General features: G+C 61.6%; 10 protein-coding genes. 2 read left to right on the plus strand and 8 right to left on the minus strand.

What is annotated here, in order from left to right:
- Positions 1-5: 5 nt before the first annotated feature.
- The 4 genes from BUB04_RS06615 to dnaN all read right to left on the minus strand — a co-directional run bounded on the left by BUB04_RS06615 (position 6) and on the right by dnaN (position 7,255).
- Complete coding sequence (locus tag BUB04_RS06615; protein WP_073038290.1) at positions 6-1,037, minus strand: NAD(P)H-dependent glycerol-3-phosphate dehydrogenase; 1,032 nt, start codon at positions 1,035-1,037, stop codon at positions 6-8.
- 5 nt (positions 1,038-1,042) lie between these two features.
- Positions 1,043-3,454, minus strand: a complete 2,412-nt coding sequence (gene gyrA, locus BUB04_RS06620) for a DNA gyrase subunit A (RefSeq protein ID WP_073038153.1) — start codon at positions 3,452-3,454, stop codon at positions 1,043-1,045.
- A gap of 67 nt (positions 3,455-3,521) precedes the next feature.
- Positions 3,522-5,939 carry a DNA topoisomerase (ATP-hydrolyzing) subunit B gene (gene gyrB / locus BUB04_RS06625; protein ID WP_073038155.1) on the minus strand — a complete coding sequence of 806 codons (2,418 nt, stop codon included), beginning with the start codon at positions 5,937-5,939 and terminating at the stop codon, positions 3,522-3,524.
- Between the two features lie 206 nt (positions 5,940-6,145).
- Positions 6,146-7,255, minus strand: a complete 1,110-nt coding sequence (dnaN, locus tag BUB04_RS06630) for a DNA polymerase III subunit beta (RefSeq protein WP_073038157.1) — start codon at positions 7,253-7,255, stop codon at positions 6,146-6,148.
- A 602-nt stretch (positions 7,256-7,857) separates the two neighbouring features.
- On the opposite strand from dnaN, the gene BUB04_RS06635 reads away from it, so the two are divergent.
- Together BUB04_RS06635 and BUB04_RS06640 are read left to right on the plus strand one after the other, a co-directional pair.
- Positions 7,858-9,621 carry a formate--tetrahydrofolate ligase gene (locus BUB04_RS06635; protein WP_073038159.1) on the plus strand — a complete coding sequence of 588 codons (1,764 nt, stop codon included), beginning with the start codon at positions 7,858-7,860 and terminating at the stop codon, positions 9,619-9,621.
- Between the two features lie 68 nt (positions 9,622-9,689).
- Positions 9,690-10,580 (plus strand): bifunctional 5,10-methylenetetrahydrofolate dehydrogenase/5,10-methenyltetrahydrofolate cyclohydrolase, encoded by an 891-nt coding sequence (locus BUB04_RS06640; protein WP_073038162.1) that lies wholly within the window; start codon positions 9,690-9,692, stop codon positions 10,578-10,580.
- Positions 10,581-10,656: 76 nt separating this feature from the next.
- Here the strand turns inward: BUB04_RS06640 and BUB04_RS06645 are convergent, their stop codons facing one another.
- From BUB04_RS06645 to BUB04_RS06660, 4 genes are all read right to left on the minus strand, one after another.
- On the minus strand, positions 10,657-11,064 hold the full coding sequence (locus BUB04_RS06645; protein ID WP_073038164.1) for a hydrogenase iron-sulfur subunit: 408 nt from the start codon (positions 11,062-11,064) through the stop codon (positions 10,657-10,659).
- A 61-nt stretch (positions 11,065-11,125) separates the two neighbouring features.
- Positions 11,126-13,894 carry an FAD-dependent oxidoreductase gene (locus tag BUB04_RS06650; RefSeq protein ID WP_073038166.1) on the minus strand — a complete coding sequence of 923 codons (2,769 nt, stop codon included), beginning with the start codon at positions 13,892-13,894 and terminating at the stop codon, positions 11,126-11,128.
- Between the two features lie 324 nt (positions 13,895-14,218).
- Positions 14,219-18,679 carry an NAD(P)-binding protein gene (locus BUB04_RS06655; RefSeq protein WP_073038168.1) on the minus strand — a complete coding sequence of 1,487 codons (4,461 nt, stop codon included), beginning with the start codon at positions 18,677-18,679 and terminating at the stop codon, positions 14,219-14,221.
- Between the two features lie 59 nt (positions 18,680-18,738).
- The gene (locus BUB04_RS06660) at positions 18,739-19,599 is read right to left on the minus strand and encodes a CoB--CoM heterodisulfide reductase iron-sulfur subunit B family protein (protein ID WP_073038170.1); all 861 of its coding nucleotides are present in this window, start codon (positions 19,597-19,599) and stop codon (positions 18,739-18,741) included.
- Positions 19,600-19,645: the final 46 nt, after the last annotated feature.

Below are 19,645 nucleotides of genomic sequence, written 5' to 3' on the forward strand. Positions count from 1 at the left end.
GTTGCTCACTGCGCACCCAGCGGAAACTCCATTTCCGACTTCAAATCCCTTTCCATGAGATCCCGCACTGCTTGCCGAGGGTCCTTGCCCTCGTAAAGAACCTTGTAGATCTGCTCGCTGATGGGCATTTCCACATCCATCTTGCGGGCCAGATGATAGACCGATTTACTCGTCTTCACCCCTTCGGCCACCATGCGCATGTCCGCCAGGATATCGGCCAGCTTTTCGCCCCGCCCCAACCGATAGCCCACGGTTCGGTTCCGGCTCAAATCCCCCGTGCAGGTGAGCAGCAGGTCGCCGATTCCGGACAATCCGGCAAAGGTCATGGGATGCGCTCCCATCTTGACTCCCAGCCGGGTGATTTCCGCCAGGCCCCGGGTGATGAGGGCGGCCCGGGTGTTGTGGCCGTAGCCCAGCCCGTCGCAGGCGCCCGCCGCCAGGGCGATCACGTTTTTGAGCGCCCCGGCCAGTTCCACCCCCACCTTGTCCCGGCTCGTGTAGACCCGAAACGTGGGGGTGTGGAAGATGCGCTGGACCTTTTCGGCGGTGGACAGGGAATCGGCGGCCACCGTGACGGCCGTGGGCGTCTTTTGCATAACCTCCCTGGCAAACGAGGGGCCCGCCAGGGTGACCACATGGGCTTCCAAAAACGGAGGAAGAAGCTCTTCCCAGATGCCCGACATGGTGAGCAGCGTGTCGTTTTCGATGCCCTTGGTGGCCGACACCAGAATGCAGCCCTTTTCCAGGTGGGGGACCATGAGGGACGCCACGCTGCGATACACATGGGACGGCACCACCATGACCAGCATGGAATGATCGCGAACCGTTCCGGCCAGATCGGTGGACGGAGCAATGTTGTCGCTCAGGCGAAAGCCCTTGAGGTAGTAGTCGTTTTCCCGGGTCCGGCGGATGGTCTCGCACAACTCCGGTTCATAGACCCACAGATCCACCCCATAGCCCTTCTCCGCCAGAAGTTGGGCCAGAGCCGTTCCCCAGCTGCCGGCCCCGATCACTGCGATCCGCTGCGATCCATCCACCAATCCTACTCCTCCTCGGATTCAGCGACCACGGCTGCATCCACGATCTCTTCGTCGTCGTTCAGATCCATCAACTTGACCCCCTGGGTGGAACGACCCATTTCCCGGATTTCCGCCACCGCCAGACGGATGAGGCGCCCCGTGTTGGTGATCAGCAGGACCTCATCGTCCTCACTGACCTGCCGAAAGACGACCACCTCCCCGTTCTTTTCCGTGATCCGCACGTTGATCACCCCCTGGCCGCCGCGGCCCTGGACCCGATAGGCCGAGGAAGCGGTTCTCTTCCCGAATCCCTTGCGGGTCACCACCAGGATGGAGCGACCGTCGTCGATGGTGTCCATTCCGATCAGTTCACTGCCGGAAAGCTCCATGGCCTTGACGCCGCGGGTGGAACGCCCCATGGGGCGCACGGTCTTTTCGCTGATCCGGATACACTTGCCCGCCCGGCTCATGAAGAAAAGATCCTGCTCCCCATCGGTCATGCAGACCGAGATGAGTTCGTCGCCCTCGTCGATCAGGATCGCCCGGATCCCCACCGAACGCGGATTGCTGAAGGCGCTCAGTTCCGTCTTTTTCACGATCCCCTTCCGGGTGGCCATCACCACGTAACGGCCCTCGTCGAAGGAGCGCACCGGCATGACCGTGGCCACCCGTTCGCCCTCCAGCAGCGGCAAGAGGTTCACAATGGCCTTGCCGCTGGCCGCCGGACCCACTTCCGGGATGTTGTAAACCTTCAGCCAGTAGAGGCGGCCGAAGGATGTGAACACCAGCAGGTAGTCGTGGGTGGAGGCGGTAAAAACGGAACGGACGAAGTCCTCTTCGCGTATGCTCATGCCCATGCGCCCCTTGCCGCCGCGGCGCTGGCTCCGGTAGATGTCCACAGGGGTGCGCTTCACATAGCCCGCGTGGGAAATGGTCACCACCACTTCCCTTTCGTCGATAAGGTCCTCCAGGCTCACATCCTTGGCGTCGGGGACGATTTCCGTCCGGCGCCCATCCCCGTAGGTGTTCACCAGTTCTTCCAGTTCCCCGTCGATGATCTGGTCGATGAGGGCCGGGGAGGCCAGGATCTGTCGGAATCGCTCGATATCCTTGAGGACCTGCTCGTATTCCTTGAGGATCTTGTCGCGTTCCAGGCCCGTCAGGCGCTGCAGCCGCATGTCCAGGATGGCCTGGGCCTGAACGTCGCTCAGCCCGAAGTTCTCCATCAACCGCTGCTTGGCCACGGGCGGGTTGGGCGCCGAACGGATGAGGCCAATGATCTCATCCAGGTGGTCCAGGGCGATCTTGAGGCCCTCCAGGACGTGGGCCCTCTTTTCCGCCTGTTCCAGGTCGTAGCGGGTTCTCCGGACCACCACCTCCCGGCGGAAATCGAGAAAATGGGAAAGCACCCCCTTGAGATCCAGCAGCTGGGGCCGGTTGTCCACCACCGCCAACAGGATCACCCCAAAGGTGGACTCCAGGGCAGTGAACTTGTAGAGCTGATTCTCCACGACCTGGGGGTTTTCACCGGTCTTCAGGACCAATACGATGCGCATCCCTTCCCGGCTGGACTCGTCCCGGATGTCCTGGATGCCGGTGATGCGTTTTTCCTTGACCAGCTCCGCGATCCGCTCCTGGAGCTTGGCCTTGTTCACCTGGTAGGGAAGCTCGGTCACCACCAGCTGGCGGCGCTTTCCGACTTCCTCCAGTTCCACCCGAGCCCGCATGCGCACGAGGCCGCGGCCCGTCTCATAAGCTTCCCGGATGCCGTCCGTGCCCACAATGAACCCGCCCGTGGGAAAATCGGGGCCGGGGATGGTCTTCATGAGATCCAGACTGGTCAGTTCCGGATCCTTCAAAAGGGCCTGCAGTCCCCGGCACAGCTCCGTGATGTTGTGGGGAGGAATGTTGGTGGCCATGCCCACGGCGATCCCCGAAGCGCCGTTCAGCAGCAGGTTGGGCACCCGGGTGGGCAAGACGACGGGCTCCTGCAGGGAGTTGTCGTAGTTGGGGGTGAATTCCACCGTGTTCTTTTCGATATCCTGCAGGAACTCGTGGGCCATGCGCGCCATGCGGATTTCCGTGTAACGCATGGCAGCCGGGGGATCCCCGTCCACGGAACCGAAGTTGCCCTGGCCGTCCACCAGGGGATAGCGCATGGAGAAATCCTGGGCCATCCGCACGATGGTGTCGTAGACGGCCGCGTCCCCGTGGGGATGGTACTTACCGATCACATCGCCCACGATGCGGGCCGATTTCTTGTAGGGTTTGTTATAGTCGTTTTTGAGCTCGTACATGGCGTAGAGCACGCGCCGGTGCACGGGCTTCAGGCCGTCGCGCACATCGGGAAGGGCCCGCCCGATGATCACGCTCATGGCATAGTCCAGGTACGAAAGCTTGATTTCGTCTTCGATGTTGATGGTCGGTTGCGTCATCGTTGTCGTCCGTCGCTGGTTCGTCGTCAGGCGTAAGCCGTGAGGCGTGAGGCGTAATCCTTAACCCTTAAATGTCCAGTTCGCGGAAATCCAAGGCGTTGTGCTGGATGAATTCCCGACGCGGCTCCACACGATCCCCCATGAGCGTCGTGAACAGCTCATCGGCCAGGTATTCGTCTTCGATGCGCACCTGCAGCAGGGTGCGCGTCTCCGGGTTCATGGTGGTTTCCCACAGCTGCTCCGGATTCATTTCGCCGAGACCTTTGTAGCGCTGAACCGTCAGGCCCTTGTAGGCCTCGTCCTTCAGGTACTGGAAGAGGGCTTCGGGATCGTCGACGGAAAACTCCCCGGAGGAGTTGACCACCCGGTAGGGCCGCTGATCCAGGGCCACCAATTGCCGGGACAGCTCCAGGAGCCTTTGGAATTCCACGGAACGCAGGAAATCGTAGCGCAATCGGAAGCGCTCCTGGCCGTTGGTGGGCTGCCAGATTTCCAAGTCGTAGCCGCGCTGCTCCTCTTCCATTTCCATGCGGGCCACAGCATAGCCGGCTTTTTCCAGCGTGTCCTTGAGACGCTCCATGCTGTGCTGATCTTCCGGCGCCAGGTCCAGGGATCGCAGAATGCCGGTGAGTGTGCTGAGGAGCCCCTTGCGGATGCCTTTGCGGGACAACCGCTCCAGCCAATCCTGGAAACGTCCGTAGGATTTCATGAGCCGCACCAGCTCCCGGGGTTCCACGGGCTGCGGGCTGTCGCCCAGGAAAACCTGGTGCTTTTCCACGGCCCGGGAGATCAAAAAGACGTCCAGGTCCGATTCGTCCTTCAGGTACTGCTCCTTCTTTCCCACGGCCACCCGGTAGAGCGGAGGTTGGGCGATATAGAGATGCCCCCGCTCGATGAGATCCGGCATCATGCGGAAAAAGAAGGTGAGGAGAAGCGTCCGGATGTGGGCCCCGTCCACGTCGGCGTCGGTCATGATGATGATCTTGTGGTAGCGAAGCTTCTCGGGGCTGAATTCCTCCTGGCCGATGCCGGTGCCCAGGGCGGAAATCATGGTGCGGATTTCCTGGTTTTCCAGCATCTTGTCGAAACGGGCCTTTTCCACGTTGAGGATCTTTCCCCGCAGCGGCAGCACCGCCTGAAATCGCCGGTCCCGTCCCTGCTTGGCCGAACCGCCGGCCGAATCGCCCTCCACGATGAAGATTTCGCTCTTTTCCGGATCCCGCTCCTGGCAGTCCGCCAGCTTGCCCGGGAGGCTGTGATCGCTCAGAACCCCCTTGCGACGCGTGAGTTCCCGAGCCTTGCGGGCCGCCTCCCGCGCCCGCATGGCTTCCAGCACCTTGTCCAAGATCGCTCGAATGACCTTGGGATTTTCCTCGAAAAAGGAGCTGAGCTTTTCATAGACCAGGTTTTCCACCAACCCCTTGACTTCGCTGTTGCCCAGCTTGGTCTTGGTCTGCCCTTCGAACTGGGGCTGGGGGATCTTCACGCTGACCACGGCGGTCAGCCCTTCGCGCACATCGTCGCCGGTCATGCGGTCCAGATCCGTCTTGGCCACCTTATTCTGGACGGCATATTGCTTGATACTCCGGGTGAGCCCCGCCTTGAACCCGGCCAGGTGGGATCCGCCTTCCTTGGTGTTGATGTTGTTGGCGAAGGTGAAGATCTTTTCTTTGTAGGTCCGGTTGTATTGCAGGGCCACTTCGATGGATACGTCCTGGCGGTCACCGGCGATATAGATCACCTCGGGATGGAGCGGTTCCTTGTTCTGATTGAGGTGCTCCACGAACTGGATGAGCCCTCCTTCGTAGAAGAAGCTCTTCTCCTTGGAAGTCCGCTCATCCACCAGATCGATGCGCACCCCCTTGTTGAGGAACGCCAACTCCCGCATGCGCTGGGCCAGGATGTCGAAACTGAGATTGGTATCCGAAAAGATGAGCGGATCGGGCTTGAAGGTCACCCGGGTGCCCCGACGCCGCGTCTCCCCCGTCTGTTCCAAGGGGGTGCGGGTCACCCCCCGCTCGTAGCGCTGGCGGTAGATCTTGCCGTCCCGACGAATCTCCACCTCCAGGAACTCGCTGAGGGCGTTGACCACCGAAACCCCCACACCGTGTAGACCACCGGAAACCTTGTAGGCGGAATTGTCGAACTTGCCCCCGGCATGGAGACGGGTCATGACCACTTCCACCGCCGGAATGCCTTCCTTTTCGTGGATGTCCACCGGAATGCCGCGCCCGTTGTCCTCCACGGTCACGCTGCCGTCCAGATGGATCGTGATCTGGATATGATCGCAGTAGCCGGCCAGGGCCTCGTCGATGCTGTTGTCCACCACCTCGTAGACCAGGTGATGCAGGCCTTCGACAGCCACATTGCCGATGTACATGGACGGGCGTTTCCGGACCGCCGTCAGCCCTTCCAGAACGGTGATGCGCTCGGCGGTGTAGTCATCGGGATTCTTGGGAGTGACCAGATGATCGGTTTTTTCCATAAAAGATCCTCAATCCTCGTTATTTTCAAAGCCTTCGGGCAAATGGCCCGAGCGGGCGATGCACGAAAGCCGTGGCGGGCGCGAAGGCCCACCACGGCAAGCATGCCAAACAGTTTTATATACCCCTTTTAGGGGAGGGAATCAATGGAAAAGTGGAGGGGATGGAAGGTTTTTAGTCTGTTATTTTAAAAACTTAAAAGCACTCCTCACACCATCATCGGCATCACCAAAGCCAGATGGTCCGGATTGTCGGGCTCCAGGAACATGCCCCCATGGTACTCATCCAGCCATTGGAACCGAACCCTTTCCGACTGCATGTTCTGCAGCGCTTCGATCACGTAGCGGATGTTGTAGGCCACGCTGAATCCGTCCCCCAAGTAGTCCACGGGAAGTTCCTCCTGGGCCGTTCCCAGCTCGGGGTTTCCGGCTTCCAACACCAGCAGGCGGTCGCTCACCGTCATGCGGACGAAAACCCAGCTTTGGTCCGTGACCACGGCCATGCGCTTGAGCGCCCCGATGAGGATTTCCCGGTCCATTTCCAGGTGCCCCGATTCGGCATCGGGTATGATGAGATCATACTGGGGGAATTCCTCCTCCAGAAGCTGGATGGAAAGATGCGTATTGGGGGTTTGCGCAAAAAGGCGATTCTCGTGGAGACCCAAGGAGATCTCATGGGATTTTTCCAGCAGCCGCAAAATCTCCTGAACACCCTTCCTCGGTATGGTGATCCCCGCTTCATCCCCAATAAACCGGGCGGCCGGAAAGGGAATCTGGTCGTAGGCCAGGCGATGACCGTCCGAGCCCACCATGCGAAGCAGCTCCTCGCCCACGGGGTGCCAGTAGAGTCCCGGAATGCTCAGGGGATCTTCGTCCATGGGAACCGTGTAGATCGTCCGGGAAAGGGCCCGGCGCAAGACCCCCGCTTCCACATCAAAGCTCTGGCGGGCCACGGAAACCGTAAAATGGGGAAAATCTTCCGCTCGGATCGTCGCCAGCTTATACTGGGTACGCCCTCCCACCACCGTGAGACGGTCGTTGTCGGTGAGCTCGCATTGGATGGTTTCCTGGCGCAGTTCCTTCACCAAGTCCAGGAATTTCCGCGCTGATACCGTGGTTCTTCCCGGTATGCTCACCTGGGCGTCCACCTGTGTCTTCAGGCTGATGTCCAGGTCGGTGGCCGAAAGGTGCAGTTGCTGGTCCTCATCCGCTTCCAAAAGCACGTGGCTCAGAACCTGCATGGTGCTTTTCTTGTCCGTGATGCCGGCCACCTTGGTAAGAGCTGTCAAGAGGGCGTCCCGTTCGATCTCCCATTTCATCGTGTCACTCCCGAGTGCGGGAAGGTCGTGATGGTTGTTGGTCTTTTTCTTTTCTGCATAAGGGTTCGTCATCGTAATCAAGGCCTGTCAAATTGTCAAAACCATTGCCAACACCTTGATATTAAAAGGCTGGCGACTGAACATCTTTCCATCCGTCCTTCCACGAAACCGAGTAAAATGCGATGCATCCCGACCGTTTTCCACATCCTTCGACGCGTTTTGAACATCGGCGCCTTTCCTTTCAACACCCCTTCGAGGGGTTGTGCCCTTTACAAGGGAAAGCACAATTGACCTTAAGCAGCCAATTTCCAATGACCTTTTCCGCTTGACAACGAAGGAAAGCTCAAGTAGGTTTCCGCTGAATGTGAAAAATATATCTTGATCGGAGTGTGCCCGCCGACGGACAACTCCGGTGCCCGTCTCCACACTTTTTTCACAAGCGGTCAAGCGAGTCCATTCGGGTCCGCGTCCCGCCGGGTAGGGGGCCTGTCGTGGATCTGTGCAGGAGGGAGTGAGTCGAAAAGGGCCGGGGAGATCAGAATAGAAACCGGTTCCTTTTCCCCCAACCGTAACTTTCAAAGCCGCATAGTTAGGAGGAAAACATGCCGTACGATCCGACCAAAATGGCCGACTGGCAGATTTCGGAAGAAGCCGAAAAGAACATGCCCACGCCCGATGACTGGCGGGATCGCCTGGGTCTGGAAAAGGATGAAGTGATCCCGGTGGGGCGCCTTTGCCGGCTCAACTTCATGAAGATCATGGAACGCCTCAAGGACAAGCCCGACGGCAAGTATATCGAGGTGACCGCCATCACCCCCACGCCGCTGGGTGAAGGAAAGTCCACCACCTCCTTGGGCCTCATGGAAGGCTTGGGCAAGCGCGGTGTGAACGTGGGCGGCTGTTTGCGCCAGCCTTCGGGCGGACCCACCATGAACATCAAGGGAACGGCGGCCGGCGGCGGCAACGCTCTGCTTATTCCCATGACCGAATTCTCCATGGGCCTCACGGGCGACATCAACAACATCATGAACGCCCACAACCTGGCCATGGTGGCCCTGACGGCGCGCATGCAACATGAGCGCAACTACACGGACGAGCAACTGGAGCGCCTGACCAAGATGCGCCGTCTGGACATCGATCCCACCCGCGTGGAGATGGGCTGGATCATCGACTTCTGTGCCCAGGCTCTTCGCAACATCGTCATCGGCCTCGGCGGCCGTTACGACGGCTACACCATGCAGTCCCGGTTCGGCATCGCGGTGAGCTCCGAGATCATGGCCATTCTCTCCATCGTGAGGGACCTGGCTGACATGCGCGAGCGCATGGCCAACATCACGGTGGCCTTCGACAAGCGCGGCAATCCCGTGACCACCGGCGACCTGGAAGTGGCCGGCGCCATGACGGCCTTCATGGTGGAATCCATCAACCCCACCCTGTGCTCAACGGCCGAGTACCAGCCCTGTATGGTCCATGCCGGCCCGTTCGCCAACATTGCCGTGGGCCAGTCGTCCATCATCGGCGACCGCGTGGGCCTGAAGCTCTTCGACTACCACGTGACGGAATCGGGCTTTGCGGCGGATATCGGCTTCGAGAAGTTCTGGAACGTCAAGTGCCGCTACAGCGGCCTCAAGCCCCATGTCTCGGTGCTCACCACCACCATCCGCGCCCTCAAGATGCACGGCGGCGGCCCCAAGGTGGTGGCGGGTCTGCCGTTGCCCGAAGAGTACACCAAGGAAAACGTGGAGCTGGTGGAAAAGGGCATTCCCAACATGCTCCACATGATCAACGTGATCCGCAAGTCGGGCATGAACCCCGTGGTGTGCATCAACGCCTTCCACACCGACACCAAGGACGAAATCGAAGCGGTGCGCAAGGCGGCCGAGGCGGCCGGAGCCCGCTGCGCCCTGTCCGAGCACTGGCTCAAGGGCGGCGAGGGCGCCCTGGAGCTGGCCGATGCGGTCATCGATGCGTGCAACGAGCAAAGCGAATTCAAGTTCCTCTATCCGCTGGAAATGAAGCTGCGTGACCGCGTGGAAATGATTGCCAAGGAAGTGTACGGCGCCGACGGTGTGGCTTGGACTCCGGAGGCCGAAGCCAAGGCCAAGATGCTGGAATCCGATCCCAAGTACCAAGACTTCGCCACCATGATGGTGAAGACCCACCTGAGCTTGAGCCACGACCCGTCCCTGAAGGGCGTGCCCAAGGGCTGGGTGCTGCCGATCCGCGATGTGTTGATCTACTCGGGCGCCAAGTTCCTCTGCCCCATGGCCGGCACCATCAGCCTCATGCCCGGTACTTCCTCCAACCCGGCCTTCCGCCGCATCGACGTGGATGTGAAGACCGGCAAGGTGATGGGTTTGTTCTAAGGACGTCCAAAAAACGGGAGCGGCGGGGATGCGTCCCCGCCGTTTTTTTGGTTTGAAAGGAGAAGAAGATGTCGGCAAAGCTCATCAAAGGGGCCGAGGTGGCCAAGGAGATTCGCGCGGAACTGAAGGAAGAGGTCCAGCATATCAAGGAAAAGTACGGTGTCGTACCCGGCCTGGTGACGATCCTGGTGGGGGAAAATCCGGCTTCCCAGAGCTATGTGCGGGCCAAGCAGAAGGCCGCCCACGAGCTGGGCTTCTACTCGGTTCAGGACGATCAGCCCGCCGATATTTCGGAAGAAGCTCTGCTGGCCCTCATCGACAAGTACAACAAGGATCCCAAGATCGACGGCATCCTCATCCAGCTGCCGCTGCCCAAGCACATTGATGAAAACAAGGTTCTCTACGCCATTGATCCCAGCAAGGACGTGGATGCGTTCCATCCCTTCAACGTGGGCAAGCTCATGATCGGCCAGCCCGACTACCTGCCCTGCACCCCGGCGGGCATCCAGGAACTGCTCATCCGCTCCGGCACGGAAACCTCCGGTGCCGAAGTGGTGGTGGTCGGGCGGTCCAACATCGTGGGGAAACCCATCGCCGTCATGATGATGCAGAAGGGCCCCGGGGCCAACGCCACGGTGACCGTGTGTCACACCCGCACCAAGGACGTGCAGTTCCATACCAAGCGGGCGGACATCCTGATCGTGGCCGCCGGTGTCACCGAATACGTCAAAGGCGACTGGATCAAGCCGGGGGCGGTGGTCATCGACGTGGGCGTCAACGAAGTGGGCCGCACGGCGGACGGCAAACGGATCCTCAAGGGCGATGTGGCCTTCGATGAAGCCAAGGAAGTGGCCAGCGCCATCACGCCCGTTCCCGGCGGTGTTGGCCCCATGACCATCACCATGCTCATGAAGAACACGGTGCGAGGCTGCAAAGTGCATCACAACATCAAGGACTGACAGCCCACCAAGCGACAAAAAAGGGCGCCCTCGAAAGAGGGCGCCCTTTCCTTTTGATGACCTTCTTTTTGATGTTCTACTTGGCCGGGTTCGGTCCCAGTTCCTTGATCTTTTCCACCATCTCCTGGGCCGCTTCCACGAAAAGTTGGCCCTTGCCGGCCATCATATGATAGAGGGCCACCCGCTCGGGCTCCAGGCCCACGTTGGAGAGGAGGTTCTGCACGTATTGGACCTTCTTTTCCGCCTTCTCCACGCCGTGCTTGTATTGGCAGCTGTCCGGCTGGCACCCGGCCACATAGACGCCGTCGGCACCGGCTTCCAGGGCCTTGAGAAGATGGAGGCTGTCCAAGCGGCCCGTGCAGGGCAGCTGAATCACCTTCACATTGGGCGGCAGGCTGAGGGCCATCTTTTCCGATATCTGCGCCGCCGAAGACGCGCAATTGGAACAACAAAAGGCCACGATTTGGGGTTCAAAGGCGCTCATGAGACCAACTCCTTATGTTGTCGTCCTGTGCCGGTTGAACGATGCATTCTTTCCGAGGCCGTTAGTTGGCCGAAGAGCCCTGAAGGAGGCTTCGGGCCATGAGAGCGATCTGATCGTCACTCAGCCTGCGGTAGGAAATGGCCTTGCCCGGACATTCACTCACGCACATGCCGCAGCCCTGGCACAGGGCCGGGTCGATGAAGGCGTGGCCCTGGGGGCTGTCGATGAAAGGAATGCCGAACGGACAGGTGCGCACGCAGGTAAGACACACCGCGCACTTGTCGGGATCCACTTCGGCCACGGCACCGCCCACCAGCATCACGTCCTGATCCAGGATGCGCTTGGCTCGAGCGGCCACGGCCCAGGCCTCCGCCAGGCTTTCTTCCACGGCCTTGGGTGCCAGGGCCAGACCGGCGAAGAAGACTCCGTCGGTCTCGCCGTCCACCGGTCTCATCTTGGCGGGAGACTCCTTGTAGAACCCGTCCTCGTTGAGAGAGACCTTGTAGAAGGCCGCCAGATCCGTTGCTTCCGCCGGAACGATGGCCGTCTGGAGCGAGATCACATCCGGCGTGAGCACCAGTTCCCGGCCCAGGATGGGATCCACCACCGACACCCTCAGCTGATCGCCTTCCACCGCCACCTGCGGCTTGGAATCCAAATCGTAGCGGATGAAAAAGACGCCCTTTTCCCGGGCTTCCTTGTAGATGCGCTCGCGCTCGCCGAAGGCTCTCAGCTCGCGGTAGAGCACGTACACGTCCATGTCGGGGTTCTGGGTCTTGAGGTCGATGGCCGAGCGAACGGCGAAGGTGCAGCACAACCGGCTGCAGTAGGGCCGTTCGGGTTCGCGGCTCCCCACGCACTGGATGAAGACGGCCGATTTGGCGTCCTTGAAGGCTGCCGGATCGTCGATCATCTTCCTGGTGAAGTCCGACCACCGATAGATGGCGGGATGCGTTCCGTAGCCGTATTCCGCAGGCTTGATCGAGTGGGCACCCGTGGCCAGAACCACCACGCCGTGCTCGATTTCCTTCTTCTCGCCGTTCTGAACGACGGTGGACACGAAGTTTCCGGCAAACCCCCGGGCTCCCACCACCTGGGCCGAGGTGAGGACCGTGATCTTGGGATTCGATTCCACCTTCTGAACGGTGGCCTTCAGAAAATCCTGGACCGATTCGCCCTTCCACGTGGAGCGGACCTTGACGGCGTGGCCGCCCAGGGTCTCCTTCTTTTCCACCAGCGTCACGGGAACGTCCATCTCGGCCAGGGCCAGAGCCGTTTCCATGCCGGCCAACCCGCCGCCCACCACCAGAGCCGCCTTGTGGACGGGCACCTTGGTGTACGTCATGGGTTCCAGGAGTCGGGCACGGAGCACGGCCGTCCGGAGAAGATCCTTCAGGCGGTCCAATTCGGCGGGGGCGGCACCCAGGGCCCTGAGGTCCACAAAGTCATAAAGGCTGGGATTGAGGCCCGCCTGTTTCATGGCCCATTCCACCAGTTCCTGGTGCATGATGGGCGTACAGCTGGCGTAGATGAGTCGATTGGCCTTCTTTTCCGAAAGGAGGCCGCCCAACCGGACGAAGGCTCCGCCGTCGGTAAGATCCAGCCGTTCCACGAAGGCCACGCCGGGAAGCTCCTTGACGAAGGAGGCGAGCGGTTCCACCAGTCCGGCAAATTCGGGGCTCTTGGACGGACACAGGCTGATGACCACGCCGATGGCGGGCTCTTCGCCGCTCACGTCCCGAAATTCAGGTGTCGCGCCGTTGCCCGAGGCGCCCTTGAGAGCGGCGGCCGCCTTGCCGGCCGCCGCGGCTGCTTCCACCACGCTCTGGTGCACATCCCGGGGTCCCGTGGTCCCGCCGCAAACGAAAACACCCGGAACGTTCGTCTCCGCCGGTTTGAAATTGTCCGTGGCCACGTAATGGTCTTCGGAAAGCTGAACCCCCAGCTTTTCGGCCAGCTCGGCCAGTTCCGCCGAGGGGCGAAGCCCCACGGAAAGAACCACCAGGTCGAAGACCTCTTCCTGCTTCTTCCCGTTTTCGTCCACGTATTCCAAGGCCAGGTCTTCCGTTCCCGCCGCCTTCTCGATGCTGTGGATTCGGCTGCGCACCAGCCGCACGCCCTTTTCCTTGGCTTCGTTGAAGTAGCGCTCGTAGCCCTTTCCGTGGGTGCGCATGTCCATGTAGAAGATGGCGGTTTCCGCTTCCGGCAGGGCGTCCTTGAGGTGTACCGCTTCCTTCAGGGCGTACATGCAGCAGACGGACGAGCAGTAAGGGGCATCGCACTTGTTGATTTCACGGGATCCTACGCATTGGAGCCAGGCCACCTTCTTGGGCACCTGGCCGTCGGAAGGCCTTTTGGGGATGCCCTGGAACGGTCCCACCGGCTTTTGGAGCCATTCCAGCTCCACGCTGGTGATGACGTTTTCGAACTGGGCGTAGGCATAGGTGTCGTAAACGGAGGGATCGAAGGGTTCCACGCCCAGGGCCAGCACCACCGCTCCGGCATCCAGGGTCTTCTCGCCGTCCGGACCGGAAACCGTGACCTTGAAATCGCCCACGCTTCCGGAAACGGCGCTCACGGTGGAACCCGTCCACACGGTGATGTCCGGATGTTGGGCGCAGGCCGTGGCGCGATTGGCCACCTTGCAGCAGCTGCACAGCGGATAGAGACGGTGCAGCTTGCTTACCGTGCCACCCAGCTCCGCTTCCTTTTCCACCAGGTCCACGTGGTAGCCCTGGGCGACCAGGTCCAGCGCCGCGTTCATGCCGGCAACGCCGCCGCCTACCACAAGCACATTGCCTTTGAACTTCTTTTCATTTGTACCCGCCATAGGATCCCTCGACTCTCTGTGGCCTTGCAGCCGAAAAAGTGTGAAAACCTATCCGAAAACACGACAACCCGGCCCCGGCACACCCCTGGCGCGAAACCGGTCAAAGTGGGTTGAACCAAGAGGGTCTACGATTCCGGTCCTTCTGGGCAGACTATCCACAAAACAGAATCTTTGTATGTGAAAAAAGAGGCAACGTCAAGGTTCATTCCGGGTTTCCAAGAACCTTCTGCAACGGAGACGTGGGCGGTAGGGACGAATCATGATTCATCCCTACCGCCGGGGGTTGACCGTGCCGTCTCTTGACGAAAAAGCCAAAGGATCGCCTCAGCACACGGCGGCTTTGGCCTTTTCCAGGATCTGAACGTCGGTGAAATGCTGCAGCTGGATGGCCTTGGAAGGGCATTCGGCCGCGCAGGCGCCGCAGCCCTGGCACTTGGCCGGATCAATGTAGGCTGCGCGCCGTAGCGACTGGGTGGGGGTCGCCACCACGGGCACCTCGTAGGGACAGGTGCGGACGCAGGTGAGGCACACGGCGCAGCGGGCCGGATCCACCACGGCCACCCGCCCCCCCACGAACAGCCGTTCCTTGCTCAGAATGGTGGCCGCCCGGGCGGCGGCCCCTTTAGCCTGGGCGATGGATTCCTCCAGGAACTTGGGGCTGTGGGCCAGGCCGCAGAGATACAGGCCGGGATTGGCGAAGTCCAGGGGGCGAAGCTTCACATGGGCTTCCATGAAAAAGCCGTCCGCGTCGGTGTTGAGCTTGAAGAGGGCGGCCACGTCCTGATTGGTCCTTCGGGGGACGATCCCGGCGCTCAGAACGAGCAGATCCGCTTCCAGCTCCAGCACCTCGCCGATGTTTTGGTCCAACACGTGAACCAGGATTCGATCCTCCTCAGGGACCACCTCCGGCTTGGCTTCCGGGCTGTAACGGCAGAAACGCACGCCGGCCTCACGAGCCCTGCGGTAGAGCAGCTCCCGTTTTCCAAAGGTGCGGATATCCCGGTAGAGGATGGTGATCTGCGCTTCGGGATCGGCTTCCTTGAGGAGCAGCGCGTTGGCGATGGCCGCCGTGCAGCAGACGCGGCTGCAGTAGGGGCGCTCTTCATCCCGGGATCCCACGCACTGGATCATCACCACCCGCTTCGCCCGCCCGGCCGCCTCAGCATCTTCCGCCATCTTCTTGTGAAACTCGCGTTGGGTGAGAACCCTGGGGTCGGTGCCGTAGCCGTACTCCCGGGGACGGTACTCCTCCCCTCCCGTGGCCACCACCAGGGCTCCGTATTCCAGAGTGACGGGCCCCCGCGGCGTGGCAACCCGGCTGAGGAAATGGCCCGTATGTCCCTCAAAGGAGAGCACCCGGCTTTCCAACAGGACCTCGATTTGGGGGTGGTGCCGCACGTCCTTTTCGAGCCGCTTCAGGGCGGCGGTCACATCCAGCCCCGAGGGATGGCGCCGGAGCCATTTGCGCGCCTCTCCTCCCAAGGCGTTCTCCATCTCCACGAGATACGTGAAGTACCCCTGATCGGCCAGGTTCTTGGCCGCCGTCATGCCGGCCGCTCCCCCGCCCAGGACCAGGGCGCGCTGGGTCACCGGAACGGGCAGTTCCTGCAAAGGCTCCAGGAAGAGGGCCTTGGCCACGGCCATGCGCACCAGGTCCTTGGCCTTTTCCGTGGCCTTTTGCGGGTCCGCCCCGTGCACCCAAGAACACTGGTCCCGGATGTTGGCCATTTCGAAGAGATACTTGTTGATTCCCGCCTCCTTCAGGCAGTCCTGAAAGAGGGGCTCATGGGTGCGGGGCGAGCAGGAGGCCACCACCACCCGGTTCAGGTTCTTTTCCCGGATGATGTTCTTGATCTTTTCCGTGGAATCGGTGGAACAGGTAAAGAGCAGGTTTTCCGCATGAACCACGTTGGGTAGACCTTGGGCGTAGCGGGCCACCTCCTCCACGTCCACCACTCCGGCGATGTTGATGCCGCAATGGCAGACGAAGACTCCGATCCGCGGGATCTCTCCCGGCAAGGACCGCTCTTCCACCTGGAGCGGCGGGGTGGTCTGCGTGTTTCTGGCTTCGGCCAGGAGGCTCTGGGCCGATGCGGCGGCCGCACTGGCCTGGGCCACCGTCTCCGGAATGTCCTTGGGATCTGCGCTCACCCCGCAGACGTACACGCCCGGGCGGCTCAGCACGGGATCCAGCGGATCAGTTTCCACGAAGCCGAACCGGTCCGTCTCCATGCCGAGCGCACGGGCCGTTTCCACCGCCCCTTCCGGCACGCTCAGACCCACCGACAGGATCACCAGGTTGAAGACCTCCGTTCGGATGCGGTCTTCCTCGTCCACGTAGGTCACTTCCAGATCGTTCCCTTGCGGGGTTTCGATGATGCGGCTGATCTGGCAGCGGACATAGCGAACGCCGTGACGCGTGACGGCCCGGTCCCGGTAGCGCTCGAATCCCTTCCCCATGGCCCGCAGGTCGATGAAGAAGATGGTGGTTTCCACGTCCGGCTCGTGGTCCTTGGTGACGATGGCCTGCTTGGTGGCGTACATGCAGCAGACCGTGGAGCAGTAGTCCTTGCCGATGGTCACGTCCCGGGATCCCACGCACTGGATCCAGGCGATCTTCTTGGGAACGGCGCCGTCGCTGGGGCGTTCCACATGCCCGTTGGTGGGTCCCGACGCCGCCAGGATCCGCTCGTATTCCAGGCTGGTCATCACGTTGGGATAGCGTCCGTAGCCGTATTCGGGCTTTTGGCGGGCATCGAAGGGCGAAAAGCCGCAGGCGTAGAGAACGGCGCCCACTTCCAGGGTTTCCTCTCTCGGCTCCATGGAGTGGTCCACCGCCCGGGCAAGACAGACTTCCACGCACTGGTAGCATTCGCTGCACACCCCGCAGTGGAGGCACCTTTCGGCTTCCCGCCGGGCGGCTTCCTCGTCGAATCCCAGCTGCACTTCCTGGAACGTGCGGGCCCTCTCCTGGGGATCCAGTCGGGGCATTGCGGTCCGCGGGACCTTGGGAACCCGGAGATCCGGCGTCGGGGCCGTATGGACATGGGGCAGACGCCCGGCTTTGAGGTCCCGGCCGCGCAGGAACCGATCGATGGAGACGGCCACTTCCTTTCCCGCCGCGATGGCCTGGACCACCGTGGCGGGCCCCGTGGCCACGTCCCCACCGGCAAAAACACCCGGCACGCTGGTTTCGTAGGTGATCGGATCCACCACCAGCGTGCCCCAGCGGCTCACCTGGGGCCGGCTGGCCGGATCCATGGCCTCGAGGTCGTCCAGGTCCGTCATGAGTCCGATGGCCGCGATGACGCTGTCCACGTCCACGTGGTACTCGGATCCCTCCACGGGCACGGGACGCCTCCGGCCGCTCTCATCGGGCTCTCCCAGTTCCATGCGGATGCACTGGAGACCCGTCACGTGCCCGTCTTCGCTTCCGTCAATGGCGATGGGCGCGGCCAGGAAGTGGATCTGCACCCCCTCTTCCAAAGCCTCCTCCACTTCTTCGGGGTTGGCCGGCATCTCCTCCCGGCTCCGCCGGTAGATCACGTGGACCTCATCGGCCCCCAGCCGGAGGCACGAGCGGGCCACGTCCATGGCGCAGTTGCCGCCGCCGATGACCGCCACTCTCCTTCCGATGGGTGGGGTTTCTCCGCTGTTGAGTTTCAGCAGGAAGCTGGTTCCCGTGTAGACTTCCCGCAGATTTTCTCCGGGAACGTTCAATTTCAGATCCTGTTGCGTGCCGATGGCGATAAAGAAGGCCTCGTAGCCCTGGCTTCGAAGGTCCTCCAGTTGGAAATCCCGGCCCAGGCGCATGCCTGTCCGGATCTCCACGCCGCTGGACCGGATGAAGTCGATCTCGGCCTTGAGGACGTGTCGGGGCAGGCGGTATTCGGGGATGCCGTACCGGAGCCAACCGCCCGGTTCGGGCATGGCTTCGAAGATGGTGACTTCATGACCTTCCAGGGCCAGGTAGTAGGAGGCGGTCAGGCCGGCCGGGCCCGCTCCGATGACCGCCACCTTCCTTCCCGTGGATTGCTTCCGTTCGGGCGGTTCGGCCGGTCCCTCGGCGGCTTCCCAATCGCAGACGAAGCGTTTGAGAAAATCGATGGCCACGGGCTCGTCCAGGCGGCCCCGGCTGCAGGCGTTCTCGCACGGGTGGTGGCAGACCCGGCCGCAGACGGCGGGCAGGGGATTGTCCTTTCGGATGAGCTTCAGGGCTTCCCGGTATTTTCCTTGGGCGATGAGGGCCACGTATCCCTGGACGCTGATACCGGCCGGGCAGGCCGCCTTGCAGGGGGCCATGCCCTTCTTGTCGATGGCGAAACTGGACGGGATGGCCTGGGGAAAGTGGCGGTAGATGGCCTTGCGCTTGTTGAGTCCCTGGTTGAAGTCGGCGGGGATTTCCACCGGGCAGACCTGCATGCATTCCCCGCAGGCGGTGCAGCGGTCTTCCAGCACATAGCGGGGCTCGCGCTGCACGGTCACCCGGAAGCGACCGGGTTCCCCCTCCAAATCCACCACGCGGGTGCGCGTCAAAATGTGGATGTTGGGATGGCTGGCCACTTCGATGAGTTTGGGGGAAATCATGCAAGTGGAACAGTCGTTGGTGGGAAAGGTCTTGTCCAACTTGGCCATGTTGCCGCCGATGCTGATGTCCTTTTCCACCAGAACCACCCGGTATCCGCTGTTGGCCAGATCGAGGCTCGCCTGCATGCCCGCGATGCCTCCGCCCACCACCAGGACGGACCCGACGGCGTTCCCGTTTCCGGAATCGTGCGAACTCATAGCGCCTCCGTTTTTGTTCTTCCAGGGCGAGTTTCTAAGCACACCAAACCTTTACCCGCTCACACGGCAAGGCCCGAGGCTTCGAGAAGCGGCACCGGGTCCACCAGGTGCCGGCGCGCCCAGCTTGCGGCGTCGGGGTGTCCCAGTGCCAGGGCCATCAATTCGGTGAAGTAAAAGACGGGCAGATCCAGGGCGGTTCCCAGTTCCCGGGCCACCCGTTCCTGGAACATGTCCAGGTTGGCCTGACACATCTGGCAGGAAACCACGATGCAGTTGGCGCCCTGGGCCAGAGCCCTGGAAAGGAGTCGGCCCGTGAGGGTGGTCACCAGATCCGGGCGGCTCACCGAATGGCTGGCCCCGCAGCAATCCGTCTTGAAGGGCCAGTCCAGCACCCGGGCGCCCAGGGTGGAAAGGAGAGCATCCATGTTGGTGGGGTTTTCCCAGGAGGGGGCGTCGGTGATCTTGGGAGGTCGATTCACCATGCACCCGTAGTAGCAGACCGCCCGGATTCCCTCCAGGGGGCGCACCCGGTGGGTTTCCATCCATTGGAGGCGTTCGGGTCGGGTGAGAAAGTCCATGAGGTCCATCACGCGGACGGATCCTTCGTATTGGAGCGAGTAGCGGTGGGATTCGGGCCCCAGGAGGGCCTTTTCCGCGGTTTTCAGCCGGTTGAAACACAGGGCGCAGGGAACCACCAGTTCCGAAAGGCCCTGGGTTTCGGCCAGAACCAGGTTGCGGCCGGGAAGCTCCACGGCCAGCCGGCGGTTCAGGCTGTGGGCGGCCGTGGCGCCGCAGCAGTTCCAGTCGTCCAGTTCCCGAAGTTCCACGTGGAGCATTTGGCACACGCCCCGGATGGAAGCGGCGTAATCACGTGCCGTTCCTTCCAGCGAACAGCCCGGATAGTAGCCAACGGTCTCCATAGCCTCTCCTTATGTTCCGCAGGTCATGGCACGTTTGGGGATTTAT

The sequence above is a fragment of the Desulfacinum infernum DSM 9756 genome, assembly GCF_900129305.1.
Classification (GTDB): Bacteria; Desulfobacterota; Syntrophobacteria; order Syntrophobacterales; family DSM-9756; genus Desulfacinum; species Desulfacinum infernum.

Bases quoted from the DNA above. Each gene is read 5' to 3' on its own strand.
- BUB04_RS06650 (WP_073038166.1), bottom strand. From the start codon at position 13,894: ATGGCGGGTACAAATGAAAAGAAGTTCAAAGGCAATGTGCTTGTGGTA.
- BUB04_RS06635 (WP_073038159.1), top strand. From the start codon at position 7,858: ATGCCGTACGATCCGACCAAAATGGCCGACTGGCAGATTTCGGAAGAA.
- BUB04_RS06640 (WP_073038162.1), top strand. From the start codon at position 9,690: ATGTCGGCAAAGCTCATCAAAGGGGCCGAGGTGGCCAAGGAGATTCGC.
- gyrB (WP_073038155.1), bottom strand. From the start codon at position 5,939: ATGGAAAAAACCGATCATCTGGTCACTCCCAAGAATCCCGATGACTAC.
- dnaN (WP_073038157.1), bottom strand. From the start codon at position 7,255: ATGAAATGGGAGATCGAACGGGACGCCCTCTTGACAGCTCTTACCAAG.
- gyrA (WP_073038153.1), bottom strand. From the start codon at position 3,454: ATGACGCAACCGACCATCAACATCGAAGACGAAATCAAGCTTTCGTAC.
- BUB04_RS06660 (WP_073038170.1), bottom strand. From the start codon at position 19,599: ATGGAGACCGTTGGCTACTATCCGGGCTGTTCGCTGGAAGGAACGGCA.
- BUB04_RS06655 (WP_073038168.1), bottom strand. From the start codon at position 18,679: ATGAGTTCGCACGATTCCGGAAACGGGAACGCCGTCGGGTCCGTCCTG.
- BUB04_RS06645 (WP_073038164.1), bottom strand. From the start codon at position 11,064: ATGAGCGCCTTTGAACCCCAAATCGTGGCCTTTTGTTGTTCCAATTGC.